The organism is Salinispirillum marinum, assembly GCF_042650105.1.
Classification (GTDB): domain Bacteria; phylum Pseudomonadota; class Gammaproteobacteria; order Pseudomonadales; family Natronospirillaceae; genus Salinispirillum; species Salinispirillum marinum.
The window spans coordinates 18,646-36,275 of the sequence record NZ_JBHSAL010000002.1 but is presented as its reverse complement, the minus strand read 5'-3'; the positions used below and the strand labels follow the sequence as shown (position 1 = coordinate 36,275).

The window sequence follows — 17,630 nt, the reverse complement described above, 5'->3', positions numbered from 1 at the left end:
TAATTTCATGGTCGCCTTCGCTTTTCGCCACGCGTGGTTGTTTAAATGGTTACTCAACGCATGGCCGCCCTTCTTTTTTTCCGGCATCCGGATACGCGACATCAGCGCAGATTACCGCTATGCGAGGGTTGATCTACTGTGGCGCCCTTGGACCCGCAACATCAATAACTCACAATTTGGCGGCAGTTTGTTCGCCATGACAGACCCGATCTTTGCCCTCTTGCTGTACGGGTCACTGGGTATTGAACGCTATGTTATTTGGGACAAGTCAGCGGATATCGACTTTATAGCGCCAGGCATCGGTCGTTTAACGGCCGAGTTTCATATGGATGATGCCGACGTACAGCGCATCAAGCAGGCGACCGAACAGGGTGCACCTTACTTTCCCGAATTTGAAATACACATCAAAGACCTGTCCGGTCAGCTTGTGAGTACCCTGAAGCGTCGATTGTACGTCCGCCTCAGGCCGCAATACCGCCCCTAGTTGATGATTTTTTAACGTCGCGCTTCGATCGCCTCGATCTGCGCAACAACGGAGTCAGGCAAGGCGGCTTTGGCACCCGTGCTCAAGTCCACGACCACAATCCGCGCAGATCCCAAGGTAGTAATGGCCTGCTGGGCCTGACTGAAAATGGCGTATTCCTGCACAAAGCCATGCGCTTGCACGGCACTGACACGACACCCCAAGGTTAAGGTATCCGGGAAGGTAACCGGACGCTTGTAACGACATTCTGTTTCAGCCAACACGGGACCTACGCCCTGTTTCCCTTGCAGCAACGACGTTTGCATCATGTATTGAATACGCACCGTTTCAAAATAGCGAAAATAATTCACGTTGTTAACATGCTGCAAAGCATCCATCTCGCCCCACTGCACCACCAAGTCTGTGACAACGGGGTAGTTACTCCTGAATTGCGCGGCCGTATCGGTCATTTCTTTTCCTATTGCGTTAAGGAGGTTCTGAATTAAGGTCGTGCACAGCAGTGTAGGCAGCTCAACAGGGTTGCTCAATGGTAAACGGTTTATTACTGAACCCACGGAACAGGTACAGTATTTGCTTCGCAATTGCCAACACTTAACCAAATGGGTAATTACTTTGACGGATCGGCAGTGGCTTCTTAACATCGACGCCGTGCGTGCGGCGCAACTGTGTGCGCGTTGCATCGAAGAAGAATTCAACGTCCGGATGCCCCTCGCCCGCACCGACTTTCTCGCCAAAGTTCAGCTCTACGCTGATCAAAGCAGCTCAATACGCCTGAAAAATGCGGTTTCGACCTTGCATGAACGGATATACGGTGCCGAGCCGTTAGTAACCGATGAACAAGATATGCTGGTCTACATGGGTAAAACCTACCCGCGCTGGCGCGATGGCAAGATATTTTCCGGGGTCTATCGTGGCGCTCCTGTCTATTCGGAACATCGGACGTCCTAGCCGCAGTTTGCCGTGCCATGGTGCACAATACCCTTCCTATGCTCTTTGATGATGCATAAATACTTTCTAATGAAAGACAACCAAAGTTGAAAGCGAGACGTATGTAGGAACACTATCTCTACTTCGTGACGCCTGACATGACAGATCAATCGATGGTTCACCCGACTTTTGGGCGTCCTACCCTAAGCCAACAAAGCCTAACCACGCTCCTACTGGCTGTTGCGTTATACGCTTTGTTGTCGTTAGCGCGAAGTTTTTCGCCAGCGGATAGCACGGCGTTTTTATTTTGGCCCGTCAGTGCTTTTGCCATCGCCGCGCTGCGTTATGCACCACAAAGCCTGTGGGGTGTGGTGATCAGCTATTGGCTCTGGGGCTATAACATGGGCATGACGGCGCTCCAGGCGACGTTACAACTGACGACGCTGGTTGGCCCCGTGATCTACGTTCTGGTTAAACATCGGTGGCCGTTGCACGGCACTCAGGTGAACCGGCGCTTGACGGATCTGTTGCGTATCTTTTTGTTGGCGGTGGTGCCCTCCACGATCATCGGGACAGTCCTGCTGAAACAGATGTTGGGCACGGATTTTGGGTCCGGTAGTTTAATCGCTCTGATTTGGTCCATCTACCTGCTCAGTGAGTTCAGCGGCATTGTCCTGTTCTTGCCGGTGATTCAGTATTGGATACGACGCTTTAACCGGCAGCCGGAGTCCGACGGATCACTGCAACTTTCTCTGCTAGGTTTTACGCTGTTGGTATTGTCCATTCCGCTGCTTCTAGAGTGGCTCCAGCAAGCCCCATTTGTACAACCCGCGTTGTTCATGGCCCTGCCCTTCATGACCTGGCTTGCCCAAAAATCTAATCGTGCCACGCTGGCGCATGGGTTAATGCTGATGTACTTCGGGCATTTGAGCATGGCCTATTTCGGCATGGGGGGTTACAACCTCGCTAATGATCTTGGCAGTCTGGTAGCGCTCAGCATGTTGTTGATCAGTGCGTTGCTAACTGTCGATGTGCTACACGCCACGCGCAGCGACCGTGACAGCGCGCTGGCGCAAACGGAATGGCTTTCGTTACAAGATAATCGTGCGTTGGCGCTGAACGAACGGGGATTGCTGAACTGGGCCACTCGGACACCTCAATTGAAGCAACGTTCTGGCGTGCTATGGCGGCCGATCAATTTAGACATTTACCTTGAAACGCTGTCTTGGGCACAGATGGCGGAAACCGAGCGGCAAATGCTTGAGCACCTCTACAGCACCTGCCAACCGGAGCAAATTGCCAAGGTCAGCGACTTATCCTTTGTGGTGGTTCTGGAACCCGAAGCATTGGCACCTGAAACACTCGCTAACCTGCAACATATACGAGTTGATTTGAGCGACACCACGGTGGTCATTGACTGTGCGGTGGCTGCCATTCGTTCGTTGGGGAACGACATGGGTACCAACATCGCCAAACTGAACTCACTGTGGGCCAAGGCGCGCCTGCAACCTTTCGAGCGCCTGGCGCAGGCGACGGACGACAAAGACATCAGCGCCAGAAACGACCTATTACCGCGCTTTCAACGTTATCGCAGCGCGGTCGATGAAGGTCAGTTAAGTTTATGGCTACAACCTATCCTAAACCTGCGCAGTAATGAGATCGACAAGGTGGAGGTATTGGCCCGGCTTTCGGTCGACGAAGAAACCTTGTCACCCGCGCTGTTTCTGCCGATTTTTCAACGCTTCAATTTCCTCACCGAGTTTGACCGTCGGGTATTGTCCAAAGCCTTTTTGGATATCGACGATATATGCCAACGTTGGCCCACCATACAGACGATCAACATCAACATCAGTGGGGCCACCTTAGGCGATCCCACGTTCTTGCCTTGGCTTGAAGATCAAATCAACCTTGCCCGCCCTTCCGTGGCGAATCTTTGCATTGAAATCACTGAGTCGGACCTGATACTCGATCGACAAACCGCCATCGAAAATGTGCAAGGGATGCGACGTTTGGGGCTTTCGGTGGCCATTGACGATTTCGGTGCCGGGCTGGCAGGTTTTGAATATCTCAATCAATTTGCGGTCGATGTGCTCAAGCTCGATGGCCAATTCATCCGCGACATAGCACAGAACCCGAAACACCAGGCCATCGTTAAGTCCATGGTGGATGTCGCACGAACGTACAATCTCCAACTGGTGGGTGAGTTTGTCGACAGCATCGAGTGCCAGGAATGTTTGCGTCAACTTGGGGTGGATTATGCGCAGGGCTACTTTATTGGCGCCCCGCGCTTGGATTGATTCCTGGTTAGCAGTAAGCAATCCATTGTGCAATCGCCCGGCTACGGAATTTGTTGCGGTGCAACACCAAGTAAAATTGCCGATCAAAGGCGCGTTGCGGCACCGGGATAGGTACTAAACTACCGCGCCGAAAAGCATCCTCCATGCAGAGGTTTGACAGGCATCCCAGTCCTAGACCGGCCTCCACGGCCCGCTTAATGGCTTCGGTGTGCTGCAGCTCCAATGGCGATTTCATGCCCGCCAGCAAACCATGCATCGCCCGATCAAAGGTTTGTCGGGTGCCTGAACCGGGTTCTCGTAGTATCCAATCCGCCGCCAACACATCCTCATCGGACAGCCAAGGCTTGCCCGCCCAAGGATGATCCGGGGCACAGAACACCACCAAAGCATCCTGACGCCATGGAATGAGCTCCAGTTCGGGGTGGTTTAATTCGCCTTCGATCATGCCGATATCCAAGTCGAAATTAACCAACTTCTCAACAATTTGCGAGGTATTCGCCACTTCCAAAGCGACGTCGGCATCTTTGTGCGCTTGCCGGTATCGGGTGAGTATGCCCACCGCCAAATAATTGCCAATGGTTAATGTCGCTCCGACTTTCAGCGCACCAATATCCGACCGTTGCAACAAGTCTTGCTCCAGCTCACGGGCCTGATCCAACAGCGCCTGCGCCCGTGGTTTGATGGCGCGCCCGAAATCATTCAAGACCAAGCGCTTACCAAGGCGATCGAAGAGCTGAATGTCGTACATCTTCTCCAGCTCCTTTAACGCACTGCTGGCCGCCGACTGTGACAAGTGCAGAGCTTCCGCTGCCCGGCTGATGTTCTGCGCTCGTGCGGTTTCCAAGAAGACATCCAATTGACGCAAAGTGAATTTCACAGGGCTGGCCTCCCAATGGCTGGCAAGAGGTCCATATAGTGACAAATCCGATAATGATTATCTATACAAGTCATTTTATTAATATACCAACCGCACGTATCCTTCGTAGTCATTCGGATTATCACTCGTGGAGACAGTATTAAATGGGCACCTTGGTTAAAGAGCGCGTTCTGGACGTTAAGCATTGGAATGACACCCTGTTCAGCTTCCGTACCACGCGGGACCCCGGCTTCCGCTACAAGAACGGCCACTTCACCATGATCGGCTTGGAGGTCGAAGGTAAACCTCTTTTGCGCGCTTACAGCATCGCCAGCGCCAACTATGAAGAGGAATTAGAGTTCTTCAGCATCAAGGTTCAAGACGGCCCGTTGACGTCCCGCTTGCAACGCATTCAGCCAGGCGACGAAGTCTACGTCGGTTGGAAACCCACCGGCACCTTGGTTACCGACAATCTTTTGCCGGGAAAAAACCTGTATTTGTTGTCAACCGGAACCGGCTTGGCACCGTTCTTGAGTATCATTAAAGACCCCGAAGCCTATGATCTCTACGAACACATCATCCTCGTGCACGGCACACGTTTTGTGTCCGAACTGGCCTATCAAGACAGCATCAAAGACGAATTACCGAACAATGAATTTTTTGGCGACATGGTGCAAGACAAACTGATTTACTACCCTACGGTCACCCGCGAACCCTTTACCAATCAGGGTCGCCTAACCGATTTAATGAGTTCCGGTAAATTGTTCGAAGACATCGGTTTGCCACCGCCGAGTTTAGAAGACGATCGTTTCATGATCTGTGGCAGCCCGTCCATGCTGAAGGACACGACAGCCATTTTGGATAAATGGGGTTTTAAAGAAACACGGCATGGCGTACACGGCCATTACGTGATCGAGCGGGCATTTGTTGAATAGCCCAAGCCATACAATAAAAAAGGGCCATAACGAGGCTGTGTGAAAACTAGTTTTCACACACTCCAAGTCGGCTAGCAAAATGCCTCGGACAACGTGTCTGGGGCATTTTTGTTTGTGCCGTTCTCTTTTTCTAGGCAATAAAATGCCAACGATGGGCTCAGGCAAGCCTTGCCAACATCCCCTTCACCCCTATCACATTGATCGCCCGCATCAGGTTGTAACTCAGAACGCCCAGATTGTACTCACTGCTCGGAGAACTTAGGCCCCAGCAGGTAAATCGCCCTTTATTCAGCAGTCTCTTGAGCGTGGCGAAGGTGGGCTCAACCGTTGCCATGCGTCGGATCATCCGCTCGGGTGTTGCCGCGTCGTTTGCTTTCACCAGCGCTTCCTCATCAAAGTGTCGCGAGACCCAACGCCGATCCGCCTTTGTGCACTTGACCTGAAGTGGGCATTGATCGCAACCGGTGCGCGCATAGAGATGCATCCGATTCTTTTTGCTCACCGTCTTGTGAGGTAATAACTGCCCGGCCGGGCAGCGATACGCGTCTTCTTCCGGCAGGTAAGTGAAATCGCTTTTCTGGAAGTACTCGCCTGTGCCTTGATTGTTGATGGCTCGATTCGATGGCACCGCCACGTCGTAATCGGTGGATTGAAGGTCGCTGATTTGTGCACCATTGGAATAGCCTGCATCGGCAACGACCGTCTCTATTTTGCCTTCCAATGCCTCATGGGCACCTTGTGCCATAGACTTTAGTTGTTGATTATCGTTGCCCGCCTGAGTTAACTCGTGATGCACGATCAGTTGGTGTGCTTCATCAACGGCATTTTGTGCGTTATAACCCACCACCATTCCTTCCCGGCCAGATCTCATCAGTTTGGCATCCGGCTCGGTACGGCAGCGCTGGGTTTTATCTTCATCGATCAGCGACTTCAGCTCATCCTGTAATTCCGCCTTATGGGCTTTTAGGTAGGTTAAGGCTTCGGACACCTTGTCACGGTTCAGATCTGCCTCTCCCTCTTGTTCTGACGCTGCCAGCTGTGAAAGATAGCGATCGATTTTTTGGTCCAGTTTACCCAACTGTTTCTCCAACTGCTTGCGGGTAATGACCTGATCTTTACTGGCGGCTGCTTTGAACTTGCTGCCATCAATGGCCACCAACTGGCCGCTGACCAAGCCCGCCTGTTTGCAGAAGACAACAAAGTGGCGACACACCTTCTTGATCGCGTCACCGTTATCCTTACGAAAGTCCGCAATGGTCTTGAAATCGGGTGCCAGCTGCTTCATGAGCCACAGCACTTCCAGATTGCGATGACATTCCTTTTCCAGTCGTCGGGTGCTGCTGGTCTGATTGAGGTAGGCGTAGATATAGAGTTTGAGCAGATCACCGGGGTGATAGGGGCGGCGGCCTGTGTGAGCCGTATCAGCCCTCCTGAATCCCATCTCAGAAAGATTTAATGAATCCACAAAGGCATCTATGACGCGAATGGGGTGATCTTCCGGAACGTAATCTTCAACGCTGGGCGGGAGTAGCCGTGTCTGACTTCGAGGGGTGCCTTCCAGATGTCTCATAAAAAATAACCGCGAACCATGTCGCGGTTATTTTGCCAGCTTTAGAAGCTGTTTTCACACAGCCTCATAACGGCCCTTTTTTGTGCAAATTAACTAAGCGGGACGACGTTGCGCCGGTGGCCGACGTGCGCCGGACTTACCGTTGCCTGAACTGCCCTGTCCGCCACCGGGCTTACGCGGCCCGCGCGGTGCATTGGCACCCGGACCGCCGCTGCGAGCCGGGCGCGCGTCGTTATTGCGTCGCTGGCCTTGACCGCCCCCATTGTTACCCGTCGGTGGTTTTTTTGCTTTACGCGGGGCGTTACCCGGCCGCGGTGTTGGCGAGTCCGGCACCACATGCTGGGCCTCAAAACCTTCTATTTCTTCGCGCTTGAGCACGCGTTGAATCAAATGCTCAATTCCTTTCAAATCGTCAAACTCATCGGCACTCACCAAAGAATAGGCCTTCCCGGTAGCACCTGCTCGACCAGTACGGCCGATGCGGTGGACATAATCTTCGGCAACGTTGGGCAAGTCAAAATTCACCACTTGCGGCAATTGGGCAATGTCGATACCACGGGCCGCAATGTCTGTCGCTACCAAGGTTGACACCTTACCTGACTTAAAGTCAGCCAGTGCCTTAGTGCGTGCACCCTGGCTTTTATTGCCATGGATAGCGGCGGCTTTAATGCCGTCTTTCTCCAACAACGTAACCAGTTTATTCGCGCCATGTTTGGTGCGTGAAAACACCAACACCTGGTGCCACTGACGCTCTTTGATTAAGTGACTGAGCAAGGCAGGTTTGCTCTTCTTATCCACCGTAAAGATCGTCTGCTCTACCGTTACAGCGGTTGAGTTACGTGGGCTAACGTCGATCTCTAACGGATTGTCCAAAATGCCCCGAGCCAGTTGCCGGATATCGCCAGAGAAGGTGGCTGAGAACAACAGATTCTGCCGCTGCGCAGGCAAAATCTTCAATATGCGTTTGATGTCATGAATGAAACCCATGTCCAGCATGCGGTCTGCTTCATCCAATACCAGGATTTCCAACTGCTTAAAATGCAGCGCTTTTTGATTGTACAGGTCCAACAAGCGCCCAGGGGTCGCAACCAAAATATCCACCCCACGACGCAAGCGCATCATTTGCGGGTTGATACCAACACCGCCAAACACCACCGCCGAACTTAAGGGTAAGTTTTTACCGTAGGTGTGCACACTTTCTTGTACCTGCGCGGCCAACTCACGGGTCGGCGTTAAGACCAACGCACGCACGCTGTTTGCCGAGGCTTTATTGCCGGTCGACAAGCGTTGCAGCAGGGGTAAAGTAAAACCGGCTGTTTTACCGGTTCCCGTTTGCGCAGCGGCCATCACATCACGGCCCTGTAGTACGGCAGGTATGGCTTGAGCTTGAATGGGTGACGGTTGGGTATAGCCTTTCTCTTTTACAGCGGACAACAGGTTTGCAGACAAACCAAGGGAATCAAACGACATAGGAATCTCAAAATAATGCAGGAGTGCCCGCGCGGGAACGATCGTTCATGCCACGATGGCTGTGCCTGACAGCAAATGGGTCCGCACGGATACGGAAAGCTGTACTCGGCGGCGATAAAACGCGCGCACTATACCCCATGCCAACCGGATTTACCATGTGCACTCTGAAAGCATACCGTTTTACACCTGTTACGCAGTGCATACAGGATGACTTCGACGTATACTCAGCGTTGGCACGATAATTGGTTAAAAAAACCACCTGTAATATAACAACGTGACCGGAGTCAGCACTAACATGACAAAACAGACTACTCAACAAGCGATCCTGGCTACTCTGATCGGTTTCAGCGTACCGATGGCCTTTGCCCAACAAGCGGCCCATTGTACCTACCCTGGGAATGCGCGAAATCCAGACAATGCGTACATTATCTATAATTCCGGCACCGTGACCGACACCCGCACCGATTTAATGTGGGACCGCTGTTCTTGGGGCCAAAGTGGCGCAGCGTGTGATGGTTTGAGTGCCTCGTTCAATTGGAGTCAGATGAATGAGGCGGTGGTGGCCGCCAACGCCCAAAACTATAAAGGTTATTCCGATTGGCGTGTGCCGAATTTTGACGAAATCAAAACCTTGGTGGAAAGCTGCCGCATGAATCCTGCCATTAACAATAATGTATTTCCGAATACGCCGCCGAATTGGTATTGGTCTATGCCGGTCGTCCCAACGGAAGTTGAAGACACGGCGGGCGTGTATTTTTTTGACGGTTACGCCTATGGCTATGGACATCGCAACAACCAGGGCTTTGGCCGGATACGGTTGGTGCGCGACGCCCGCTAGACGCTTACCCCAGTGAAAGAGCGCAGTGCTACTGCGCTCCACGGCTGCCTGTCAAAGGTTAGACTTTGGTCTGAGATCGCCACAAATTTGATTTCCGAGTTTTTAAAGCTGTTAGACTTTCCGCTGAAAAAAAAACAATAACACCTAATGACGTTTTGAAGTGCCTCGATTCCCCTGAACCGTGGCTTAGATGGCACTTGCAAGGCGCAGCTAAGTCTTGATGGAAAATCGGATATGCGTAACTTTGCCCTTCCTGCGACCACCCTTACCCTTGTCGCTGCATTTCAAGTGGCCTTACTGTTGCAGCTATTGCCCACCGGGCTGAGTATCGTTGGAACCTTGATGGTAGCCGCCATAGGTCTCTTTTTCATCGCTCGATCACAACCGACACTCGCGCAACCCGAGGCGCCAGAGAATGAAGGTTTAGAGACCACTCTAACCACGGTCACCAGCGCGACATCCAACATGGCCATCGGTGCGGCCGAGGTGTCTTTTTTGATCGACGGATTAAACCGTGACATTGCACACAGCGGCGAGCAGGTTGAGTGTATCGTTCAAGCGAGTGGTGGACTGACGGAAGCCAGCGCCACCCTGAGCACGAATTTGAGTACCATTACTGAGCGCTTACGGCGCACGGCAGAGGCGACAACGGCGTCATTTGAAGGGTTGCAAACCGGCGTATCCAGCATGACAACTCTGGCCAGCGAAATCAGTACCGCTGCGACCAGCTTAAACGCCTTAACCGAACGTACGGAAAAAATCGAACAGGTCACCAGCGTCATCAATGGCGTCGCCGAACAGACCAACCTGCTCGCCTTGAATGCAGCCATAGAGGCCGCACGCGCCGGAGAACAAGGGCGTGGTTTTGCCGTAGTGGCCGACGAAGTGCGCGCCCTAGCCGCCAAAACCGCTTCGGCGACCGATGACATCGCCAATATGCTGCATGCTATCCGCGAACAGTCGCGCAGTACCGGCCAAGCCATGTCAAGTCTCGTCGATTTGAGTGAACAGGTAAGCGCTCAACTTTCCGGGTTGGTGGCACATTTTGAAGCCATCAACGAAGATATGACGGCGACGTCCGCCAATGTTGGCGACATGAAGCAAATCAGCGAGGATGTCAGTGCGTCCAGCCAGACCATGCGGGGTGCCATTGAGCAGATCAATATTGCACTGCATCGCACCCAAGAGCATGGCACATCGGTCGCTCAACAAGCCATCGAGGTATCACAAGAAACGGAAGTGATTTATCGGGAACTCGCACCGTTGCAAAGCACGTCGTTTTACAGCGCCTTGTGGCAAGAGGCGGTTGAGGCAGCTCAAAACATCGGCCAGATTTTAGAAGACCTGATCGAACAGGGCACCCTCAGTACTCAGCAGGTGTTTTCGACACAATACGATCCCATTCCTAACACGCAACCTACTAAATACCACACACCGTACGACGAACTGACTGATCGTTTGTTTCCGTCGATTCAAGAGCCTATTTTAACGCGCCACCCCGATGTACTCTACGCAGGTGCGGTAGACATCAATGGCTACTTCCCCACCCACAATAAGAAATACAGCCAGCCGTTGACGGGTGATGCAGAGCGTGACTTGCTGCACAACCGTACCAAACGTATTTTCAGCGACCGCACCGGTCAGCGTTGTGGCAGCAATACAGAAAGTCTACTGCTGCAAACCTATAAGCGGGATACCGGTGAAGTGTTGCACGACCTGTCCGTACCCATTGTGGTCAAAGGTAAACACTGGGGCGGGTTCAGGATTGGCTTTTCACGGCCTCGCTGATCGCCCCGGCGCGCACAAAGTCGGCCAAGTAAGCCAACCCGGAATCGGCTTCGCGGTAGACCAAATACAGGGTTTTAAACACGCCGGCATCTCCCAAGCGCAGATGCTGAATAGGGTATTGCGCCTGATAACGTTCCGCCAACCAGTCGGGCAGTGTGCACACGCCGCGCCGGGCCGCCACCAATTGAATCATAATATCCATGGCTTCAATTTCTTGGTGCTGTCTTGGTTCTACCCCTCTGGGCAGCAGAAACTGCGTGAACACATCCAAACGCTCACGTGCTACCGGAAACGTAATGAGATGCTCGGTACTCAGGGCGCTGGCCGAAACCGTTGTACGCTCGGCCAAGGCGTGGGTGTTACCCACCACCAAGCGCAGTTCATATTGCAATACAGGCACATGCACCAACGGTTCTTTTAACACCGGATCACTGGTGATCAACACATCAATCTGATGCTGTTCCAAGGCCTCCAAGCCATTGAAGCGAAAGCGCTGTACCACATCCAAATCCACATCCGGCCAACGTTGCAAATAGGGTTGAACCACCGTCAACAGCCATTCATAGCAAGGGTGGCACTCCATCCCAATGCGTAACTTGCCACGCCGACCTTCGCCAAGTGCACGCAATACCGCCTCAGCCTGCGCCAACTGGGGCAATACCGTATGGCTCACCTGCAACAAGTGCTCTCCTGACGGGGTCAGGCGCAAACCACGACCTTGCTTTTCCCACAGCGTGGTATTGAGCTGATCCTCGAGTTTCTTGATGGAGTGTGACAAGGCGGACTGGGTAAGAAAAAGTGCATTGGCGGCCTCGCCCAGAGTGCCTTTCTCTGCCAAGGCTTGCAGGATTTCCAAATGAATGCGCTGAATCATTAACATTACTCATGGTTTGATTATTAATGATCATTTTTACTCATGATATTTGCCCTGTAAAGTCCACCCTATTCATTAACAGCGACAGGCAGATAATCATGGCATTAACCCATAATCTCGGTTTTCCGCGCATTGGCGCGCACCGCGAACTCAAATTTGCGCAAGAAAGCTATTGGCAAGGCGACAGTACCGCCGATTCACTGAACATCACCGCCTCGGCACTGCGCAAGCGGCACCTGACCTTGCAGCACGACAGTGGTTTGGACTGGCTGCCGGTAGGCGACTTCTCTTTTTACGATCATGTTCTGGACACCAGCCTGTTGGTCGGCAATATTCCGTCACGCTATCGCGCAGAGCAGGACAACCTAAGCACGTTGGATCAATACTTCCGCATCGCCCGAGGTCGCGCCCCGCAGGGCACGCCCGCGATCGCCGGTGAAATGACCAAATGGTTTGACACCAATTACCATTACATTGTGCCCGAATTCGATCACACCACCACGTTCAACCTAAATGCCAGCAAACTGCTCGCTGAGATAGAAGAAGCAAAAGCCTTGGGCATCGCATTCAAGCCCGTCATCTTGGGCCCGTTGAGCTACCTCTACTTAGGCAAGTGCCATTCAACAGACGTTGATACCTTAACTTGGTTGGATGCCTTGCTCCCGGTGTATGAACGCTTACTGGACAGGTTGCAAAAAGCCGGTATTGAATGGTTGCAAATCGACGAACCCATTCTGGCGCTGGACTTAAACAAGGCATGGCAAGGCGCGTTTTCCCGCACCTACCAACGCTTTGCGGCGCTTGAACACACACCAAAACGGCTGTTAACGGTGTATTTTGGTCCCCTGTTAAACAACCTTAAAACCGCGTTAGCCTTACCCGTAGAAGGCTTACACATAGATGCCGTGCGCGGGCGCGCTGAAATTGAGACCGTACATGCCCAGTGGCCGGTGGATAAAGTTCTATCGTTAGGGGTTGTAGATGGCCGCAATATTTGGCGCAGTGATCTCAACGCCCTTCTAGACCTTCTGGAGCCTTTCCACGAAATACGAGGCGACCGTCTCTGGCTGGCACCATCCTGCTCGCTGTTGCATGTCCCGGTATCCTTGCAAGATGAACTTACCCTAGACCCGGAACTAAAAACCTGGCTGGCCTTCGCCACCGAAAAGCTGGCCGAGTTGGATCTACTGAAACGCGCGCTGCAGCAGGGGCGTACCAAGGTAGCAACAGAATTGGCCCAGCAAGCACAGGCCATTGCGGCCCGCCGCTGTTCAAACCGCGTCACACGTGCAGACGTACAAGCGCGTGTGCAGGCACTGCACCGTTCACCGGCAGACGCGCATCTGCGAGCACCCTACCAAGTGCGGGCCGCCGCGCAGCGCCAGCGCTTTGCATTACCTTTGTTTCCCACCACCACCATTGGTTCGTTCCCGCAAACACGGGATATCCGGCAAGCACGTAGCCGCTTCAAGGCGGGAGAGCTGGAGAAGGCACAGTATGAGGCCATCATGGCGGAACATATTGCGTATGCCGTGACAGCACAGGAGCGCTACGGCTTGGATGTATTGGTGCATGGTGAGGCCGAACGCAACGACATGGTGGAGTATTTTGGTGAACAACTGGATGGCTATGCGTTCACCCGTTTCGGTTGGGTGCAGTCATACGGTAGCCGATGTGTAAAACCGCCCATCATCTATGGCGACGTTGCACGTCCTAATGCCATGACGGTGCACTGGACCACCTATGCACAATCCCTTACCGACAAACCGATGAAAGGTATGCTGACCGGTCCCATTACCATGCTGCAATGGGCCTTTGTCCGCGACGACCAACCACGGCGACAGACGGCGGAACAGATCGCCTTGGCCCTACAGGATGAGATTAAAGATTTAGAAGCAGCGGGCATAGGCATGATTCAAGTTGATGAACCCGCCTTCCGTGAAGGCTTGCCATTGCGCCAGCAGGACTGGGACGACTATTTGCAGTGGGCCGTCCAAGCCTTTCGTATCGCCACCGCACAGGTACGCAACGACACGCAAATTCATACTCACATGTGCTATTCGGAATTTAACGACATTATGCCAGCCATCGCCGCCTTAGACGCCGATGTCATTACCATTGAAACGTCGCGTTCGAACATGGAATTACTGGCAGCGTTCACCCATTTTGCGTACCCCAACGACATTGGGCCAGGAGTCTATGACATTCATACCCCTAACCTGCCGACGGTTGAGCGCATGGTCGAGCTCATGTCCCTCGCGGCAGAGAGCATCCCCGTTGAACGTTTGTGGGTGAACCCCGACTGTGGTCTAAAAACCCGGCGTTGGGAGGAAGTTGAACCTGCATTGGTGCGTATGGTGGAGGCGGCTCAAATGTTGCGCGCCCGCGCAATCCATAAAGCCAGCTAAGCCCGTCTTATCGACGGCTCACCCTTCGCCGTGATTGTCGAGACCTCCCCCCAATAATGGGGGTAGGTCGATTATTTTTCTGGGCAAATCGACTATCTGCGACTACTCTAATATGCATGAGTCTATAATTCTGTGATTTACGCAATTATTCGAGTGGTAGCAAGCGGCTATGCGCATTTTATTGTTGTTGCTAGGGATGGTAGGGCTAACACTGGCTGCACAGGCTGACTACCTCGACAATACTCGCATCGCTAAAGAATCGAGTATCGACCTTAGTCAACAGTGGGAATACCGCTGGGGCGATTCACCGTTCACCGCCGATGGCAGGCCCCTGTGGACGTTAGAAGACAATCCAGCCGCTTGGGCACCCATCGACTTCCCCAGTAATCCGCCAAACCGTGACGGGCAAACCAATGCTTGGTATCGCCTGACCCTGCCAGACAATCAATGGCGTGACCCTGCGCTGTATATCTTCAGTATTGATTTGATCGCCGAGTTTTATCTGGAAGATGAACTGATCTACCGATTCGGTGACTTCGACGCCTCCGGCCAGGGTCGTTTTATCGGTTGGCCATGGCATATTGTGTTGTTACCGGATGACTTTGCGGGCAAAACGCTCTACGCGCGGGTATATTCCGACTACCCCGACATCGGCCTCTGGGGAGAAGTGTCCCTTGGCCCACACATCGGGCATCTACAACGCATGGTAAAGGACGATGCCGGAACCCTGTTCATCAGCGCCCTGTTGTTATTGGTCACGATGTTTTCGCTTATATTCTGGTTCGCCAATCGTCGGTTAAAGGCCAACCTCTATCTGTCGCTTTTTGCTCTGTGCATGGCCTTTGTGGTGCTACGCCAAACTGAACTACGCCTACTGCTCGCCTACACCCCTCTCACATGGGAGTTTTTAGGGGGTATGGCGTACTTTGCCATACCCTTGGCTTTGGCAGGATACATGGAACAGGTTTTTAACCACGCCCGACGGTGGATGCGTTACTTGCGCTGGAGCCTGAGTGCCGCGGTGGTCATTGCCTTTAGCTTGGCCATACTGGACATCATCAGCATCGCCAACCTGTATCCAGCGTTCGATATTATTTTGCTCGTCAGTCTCCTGTTCATTGCCGCTCACCTGGCGTTCGCCGTGATCCTGCAACAAACCGGCGCGCGCCTTGTGTTGACCGGCATGCTTATTCTGGGTGGTTTCTATGTGTATGACATGGCCACAGCTCACGGCTTCCTACCGTGGGATCGACAACGCGCCGAATGGGGCGCGTTGATTTTCGTGATTCTTCTGGCGATTCAGGCGTTTCGGATGTTTGTCGGGCTGCAGGGTCAATTACTGGAACTTACCAGTGAACTGGAACGCAAAGTCACCGCTCGCACTTTGGAGCTGGCGCGGCGTAATGACGAACTTTTCCATGCCAATCAACAATTGCATAACCTGGCTACCACGGACCCACTGACCGGTCTGCACAACCGGCGCTACTTTTTCGATAGCGCTTCTGTAGAGATCAAGCGAACACTGCGCTCCCAAGCGCCTTTGGCACTTTTGGTTATGGATGCCGATAACTTTAAACGCATCAATGACAACTTCGGACATGCAGCGGGGGATGCAGTTCTGCGCGAAGCAACACAAATATGTCGCTCGGTGGTAAGAGATACCGACATCTTTGGCCGCATCGGCGGAGAAGAATTTGCCTTATGCCTACCCGGCACCGACATACAGGGAGCGGTGGAATTGGCCGAGCGGCTCTTGGTGGCTCTGCGCGACTCCCCGATCTATTTTCACGACCAAGAGATTAATTTCACCATGAGCATTGGTGTCGCCATGTTCGAACCGACCGATCGTGACGTGGACTCCGTTTATCAGCGGGCCGATGCGGCCATGTATGATGCTAAACACCAAGGCCGTAATCGGGTTGCTAAACGCTAACGGGAATCTTTTACCCATGCTTGGAAGTCCGAGCCGGTCGGGCTTTGATGCAGACGTAAACCAAATTCCGGTAATACGGCAAAAATGTGGTCGAACAGGTCGGCTTGTATGCCTTCATACTCTACCCAACCCGTTTTGTTGCTGAACGCATAGATCTCTAGGGGAATACCGTTCGTATCGGGCTCTAATTGCCGCACCATCTGCGTCATCTCAGGATGAATATGCTGATGGGTTTTCAAATAGGCCGTTAGATAGGCTCTAAAAGTACCTATGTTAGTCAGTCGGCGGCCATTCACTGGCGATGACAAGTCTGCGCCCTGCGCGGCATTATCAGCAGCGATATCCGCAATTTTTTGCTCAATATAGGTCGACAGCAATTTCGCTTTGCGTAATCGCGTGAGCTCCTCATCCGTTAAAAAGTGCACACTGGTGCCGTCGATCCGCAACGCACGTTTGATTCTGCGCCCACCGGAATCCGTCATCCCTCGCCAGTTTTTAAATGAATCGGAAATCAGTGCATAGGTGGGGATGGTGGTAATGGTATTGTCCCAATTCCGCACCTTGACCGTGGTCAAAGTGATGTCCTGAACGTCCCCATCCGCCCCATACTTAGGCATCTCTAACCAGTCACCCACCGCCAACATCTTATTGGCCGATAGCTGAATACCTGCCACCAAACCTAAAATGGGGTCTTTAAACACCAGCAGCAGGACTGCCGTCATAGCGCCCAGACCACTGAACAGAATAACAGGTGACTTACCAATGAGAATGGAGATCAACAAAATGGTGATCAGGATGGCCGCCGCTAACTTCAAGCCCTGAAATATGCCACGCAACGGCAAATTACGACCAAGCCGGCTGGACTTCGAGAAGCTGAGCAAGGTGTCCAAAAAGGCAAAAAAGGTCAACAGCGTGAGCACAAGTATCCAGACTTGCGTTAGCAGCTGCACAGCTTGCCGGACAAAGCTGTCCTCCGGCAACCACAAACCCGCCTGCACATAGATCACTACCCCTTGAAAGGTAAACGCTAGACGATTGAATAAGCTGCGCTCGAACAACGCCGTATGCCAAAGGTGTTGATTGCTCTTGGTCAAGGAGTGCAGCACACGCACGGCACCACGGTGTAACAGCAGATGGATTAACACCGATATAACGGCAATCAATCCGAGCATGATCATCACCGCAACCCAATCCGGATTAGGGATATCATAGTCCACCAGCCAAGCCATCAAACGTTGTTGCATAAACAC

The 17,630-nt window shown here is 52.8% G+C and carries 14 protein-coding genes; 8 read left to right on the top strand and 6 right to left on the bottom strand.

The window, feature by feature from the left end:
- The first annotated feature begins 7 nt into the window (after positions 1 to 7).
- Positions 8 to 484: a DUF4442 domain-containing protein gene (locus ACFOSD_RS07365; protein WP_380695058.1), complete on the top strand. Its 477-nt coding sequence runs from the start codon at positions 8 to 10 to the stop codon at positions 482 to 484.
- An 11-nt stretch (positions 485 to 495) separates the two neighbouring features.
- On the opposite strand, the gene ACFOSD_RS07360 is transcribed toward ACFOSD_RS07365, so the two are convergent.
- The gene (locus ACFOSD_RS07360) at positions 496 to 933 is read right to left on the bottom strand and encodes an acyl-CoA thioesterase (RefSeq protein ID WP_380695056.1); all 438 of its coding nucleotides are present in this window, start codon (positions 931 to 933) and stop codon (positions 496 to 498) included.
- 40 nt (positions 934 to 973) lie between these two features.
- On the opposite strand from ACFOSD_RS07360, the gene ACFOSD_RS07355 reads away from it, so the two are divergent.
- Both ACFOSD_RS07355 and ACFOSD_RS07350 read left to right on the top strand, forming a co-directional pair.
- Positions 974 to 1,432 carry a hypothetical protein gene (locus ACFOSD_RS07355; RefSeq protein WP_380695054.1) on the top strand — a complete coding sequence of 153 codons (459 nt, stop codon included), beginning with the start codon at positions 974 to 976 and terminating at the stop codon, positions 1,430 to 1,432.
- 137 nt (positions 1,433 to 1,569) lie between these two features.
- On the top strand, positions 1,570 to 3,708 hold the full coding sequence (locus ACFOSD_RS07350) for a sensor domain-containing phosphodiesterase (RefSeq protein ID WP_380695052.1): 2,139 nt from the start codon (positions 1,570 to 1,572) through the stop codon (positions 3,706 to 3,708).
- A gap of 7 nt (positions 3,709 to 3,715) precedes the next feature.
- On the opposite strand, the gene ACFOSD_RS07345 is transcribed toward ACFOSD_RS07350, so the two are convergent.
- Positions 3,716 to 4,585, bottom strand: a complete 870-nt coding sequence (locus tag ACFOSD_RS07345) for a LysR family transcriptional regulator (protein ID WP_380695050.1) — start codon at positions 4,583 to 4,585, stop codon at positions 3,716 to 3,718.
- A 143-nt stretch (positions 4,586 to 4,728) separates the two neighbouring features.
- Here ACFOSD_RS07345 and ACFOSD_RS07340 point away from each other — a divergent pair, with 143 nt between their 5' ends.
- Entirely contained in the window at positions 4,729 to 5,499 is a 771-nt protein-coding gene (locus tag ACFOSD_RS07340; RefSeq protein ID WP_380695048.1) for a ferredoxin--NADP reductase, read from the top strand.
- 157 nt (positions 5,500 to 5,656) lie between these two features.
- On the opposite strand, the gene ACFOSD_RS07335 is transcribed toward ACFOSD_RS07340, so the two are convergent.
- Entirely contained in the window at positions 5,657 to 7,069 is a 1,413-nt protein-coding gene (locus tag ACFOSD_RS07335; RefSeq protein WP_380695046.1) for an IS1182 family transposase, read from the bottom strand.
- A gap of 93 nt (positions 7,070 to 7,162) precedes the next feature.
- On the bottom strand, positions 7,163 to 8,539 hold the full coding sequence (locus ACFOSD_RS07330) for a DEAD/DEAH box helicase (protein ID WP_380695044.1): 1,377 nt from the start codon (positions 8,537 to 8,539) through the stop codon (positions 7,163 to 7,165).
- Positions 8,540 to 8,834: 295 nt separating this feature from the next.
- Between ACFOSD_RS07330 and ACFOSD_RS07325 the strand changes: the two genes are divergently transcribed.
- Positions 8,835 to 9,377 (top strand): Lcl C-terminal domain-containing protein, encoded by a 543-nt coding sequence (locus ACFOSD_RS07325; protein WP_380695042.1) that lies wholly within the window; start codon positions 8,835 to 8,837, stop codon positions 9,375 to 9,377.
- A gap of 234 nt (positions 9,378 to 9,611) precedes the next feature.
- Entirely contained in the window at positions 9,612 to 11,165 is a 1,554-nt protein-coding gene (locus ACFOSD_RS07320; RefSeq protein WP_380695040.1) for a methyl-accepting chemotaxis protein, read from the top strand.
- Here the strand turns inward: ACFOSD_RS07320 and ACFOSD_RS07315 are convergent.
- Positions 11,137 to 12,039 carry a LysR family transcriptional regulator gene (locus ACFOSD_RS07315; RefSeq protein WP_380695038.1) on the bottom strand — a complete coding sequence of 301 codons (903 nt, stop codon included), beginning with the start codon at positions 12,037 to 12,039 and terminating at the stop codon, positions 11,137 to 11,139. The genes ACFOSD_RS07320 and ACFOSD_RS07315 overlap by 29 nt on opposite strands.
- 98 nt (positions 12,040 to 12,137) lie before the next feature.
- Between ACFOSD_RS07315 and metE the strand changes: the two genes are divergently transcribed.
- The gene (metE, locus tag ACFOSD_RS07310) at positions 12,138 to 14,447 is read left to right on the top strand and encodes a 5-methyltetrahydropteroyltriglutamate--homocysteine S-methyltransferase (protein ID WP_380695036.1); all 2,310 of its coding nucleotides are present in this window, start codon (positions 12,138 to 12,140) and stop codon (positions 14,445 to 14,447) included.
- 169 nt (positions 14,448 to 14,616) lie between these two features.
- Positions 14,617 to 16,380, top strand: a complete 1,764-nt coding sequence (locus ACFOSD_RS07305) for a sensor domain-containing diguanylate cyclase (RefSeq protein ID WP_380695034.1) — start codon at positions 14,617 to 14,619, stop codon at positions 16,378 to 16,380.
- Here ACFOSD_RS07305 and ACFOSD_RS07300 read toward each other — a convergent pair.
- Positions 16,377 to 17,624: a mechanosensitive ion channel family protein gene (locus tag ACFOSD_RS07300; protein ID WP_380695032.1), complete on the bottom strand. Its 1,248-nt coding sequence runs from the start codon at positions 17,622 to 17,624 to the stop codon at positions 16,377 to 16,379. The genes ACFOSD_RS07305 and ACFOSD_RS07300 overlap by 4 nt on opposite strands.
- Positions 17,625 to 17,630: the final 6 nt, after the last annotated feature.

Coding starts and splice junctions, on each gene's coding strand:
- ACFOSD_RS07335 (WP_380695046.1), bottom strand. CDS start 7,069: ATGAGACATCTGGAAGGCACCCCTCGAAGTCAGACACGGCTACTCCCG.
- metE (WP_380695036.1), top strand. CDS start 12,138: ATGGCATTAACCCATAATCTCGGTTTTCCGCGCATTGGCGCGCACCGC.
- ACFOSD_RS07365 (WP_380695058.1), top strand. CDS start 8: ATGGTCGCCTTCGCTTTTCGCCACGCGTGGTTGTTTAAATGGTTACTC.
- ACFOSD_RS07340 (WP_380695048.1), top strand. CDS start 4,729: ATGGGCACCTTGGTTAAAGAGCGCGTTCTGGACGTTAAGCATTGGAAT.
- ACFOSD_RS07315 (WP_380695038.1), bottom strand. CDS start 12,039: ATGATTCAGCGCATTCATTTGGAAATCCTGCAAGCCTTGGCAGAGAAA.
- ACFOSD_RS07330 (WP_380695044.1), bottom strand. CDS start 8,539: ATGTCGTTTGATTCCCTTGGTTTGTCTGCAAACCTGTTGTCCGCTGTA.
- ACFOSD_RS07350 (WP_380695052.1), top strand. CDS start 1,570: ATGACAGATCAATCGATGGTTCACCCGACTTTTGGGCGTCCTACCCTA.
- ACFOSD_RS07305 (WP_380695034.1), top strand. CDS start 14,617: ATGCGCATTTTATTGTTGTTGCTAGGGATGGTAGGGCTAACACTGGCT.
- ACFOSD_RS07320 (WP_380695040.1), top strand. CDS start 9,612: ATGCGTAACTTTGCCCTTCCTGCGACCACCCTTACCCTTGTCGCTGCA.
- ACFOSD_RS07325 (WP_380695042.1), top strand. CDS start 8,835: ATGACAAAACAGACTACTCAACAAGCGATCCTGGCTACTCTGATCGGT.
- ACFOSD_RS07300 (WP_380695032.1), bottom strand. CDS start 17,624: ATGCAACAACGTTTGATGGCTTGGCTGGTGGACTATGATATCCCTAAT.
- ACFOSD_RS07360 (WP_380695056.1), bottom strand. CDS start 933: ATGACCGATACGGCCGCGCAATTCAGGAGTAACTACCCCGTTGTCACA.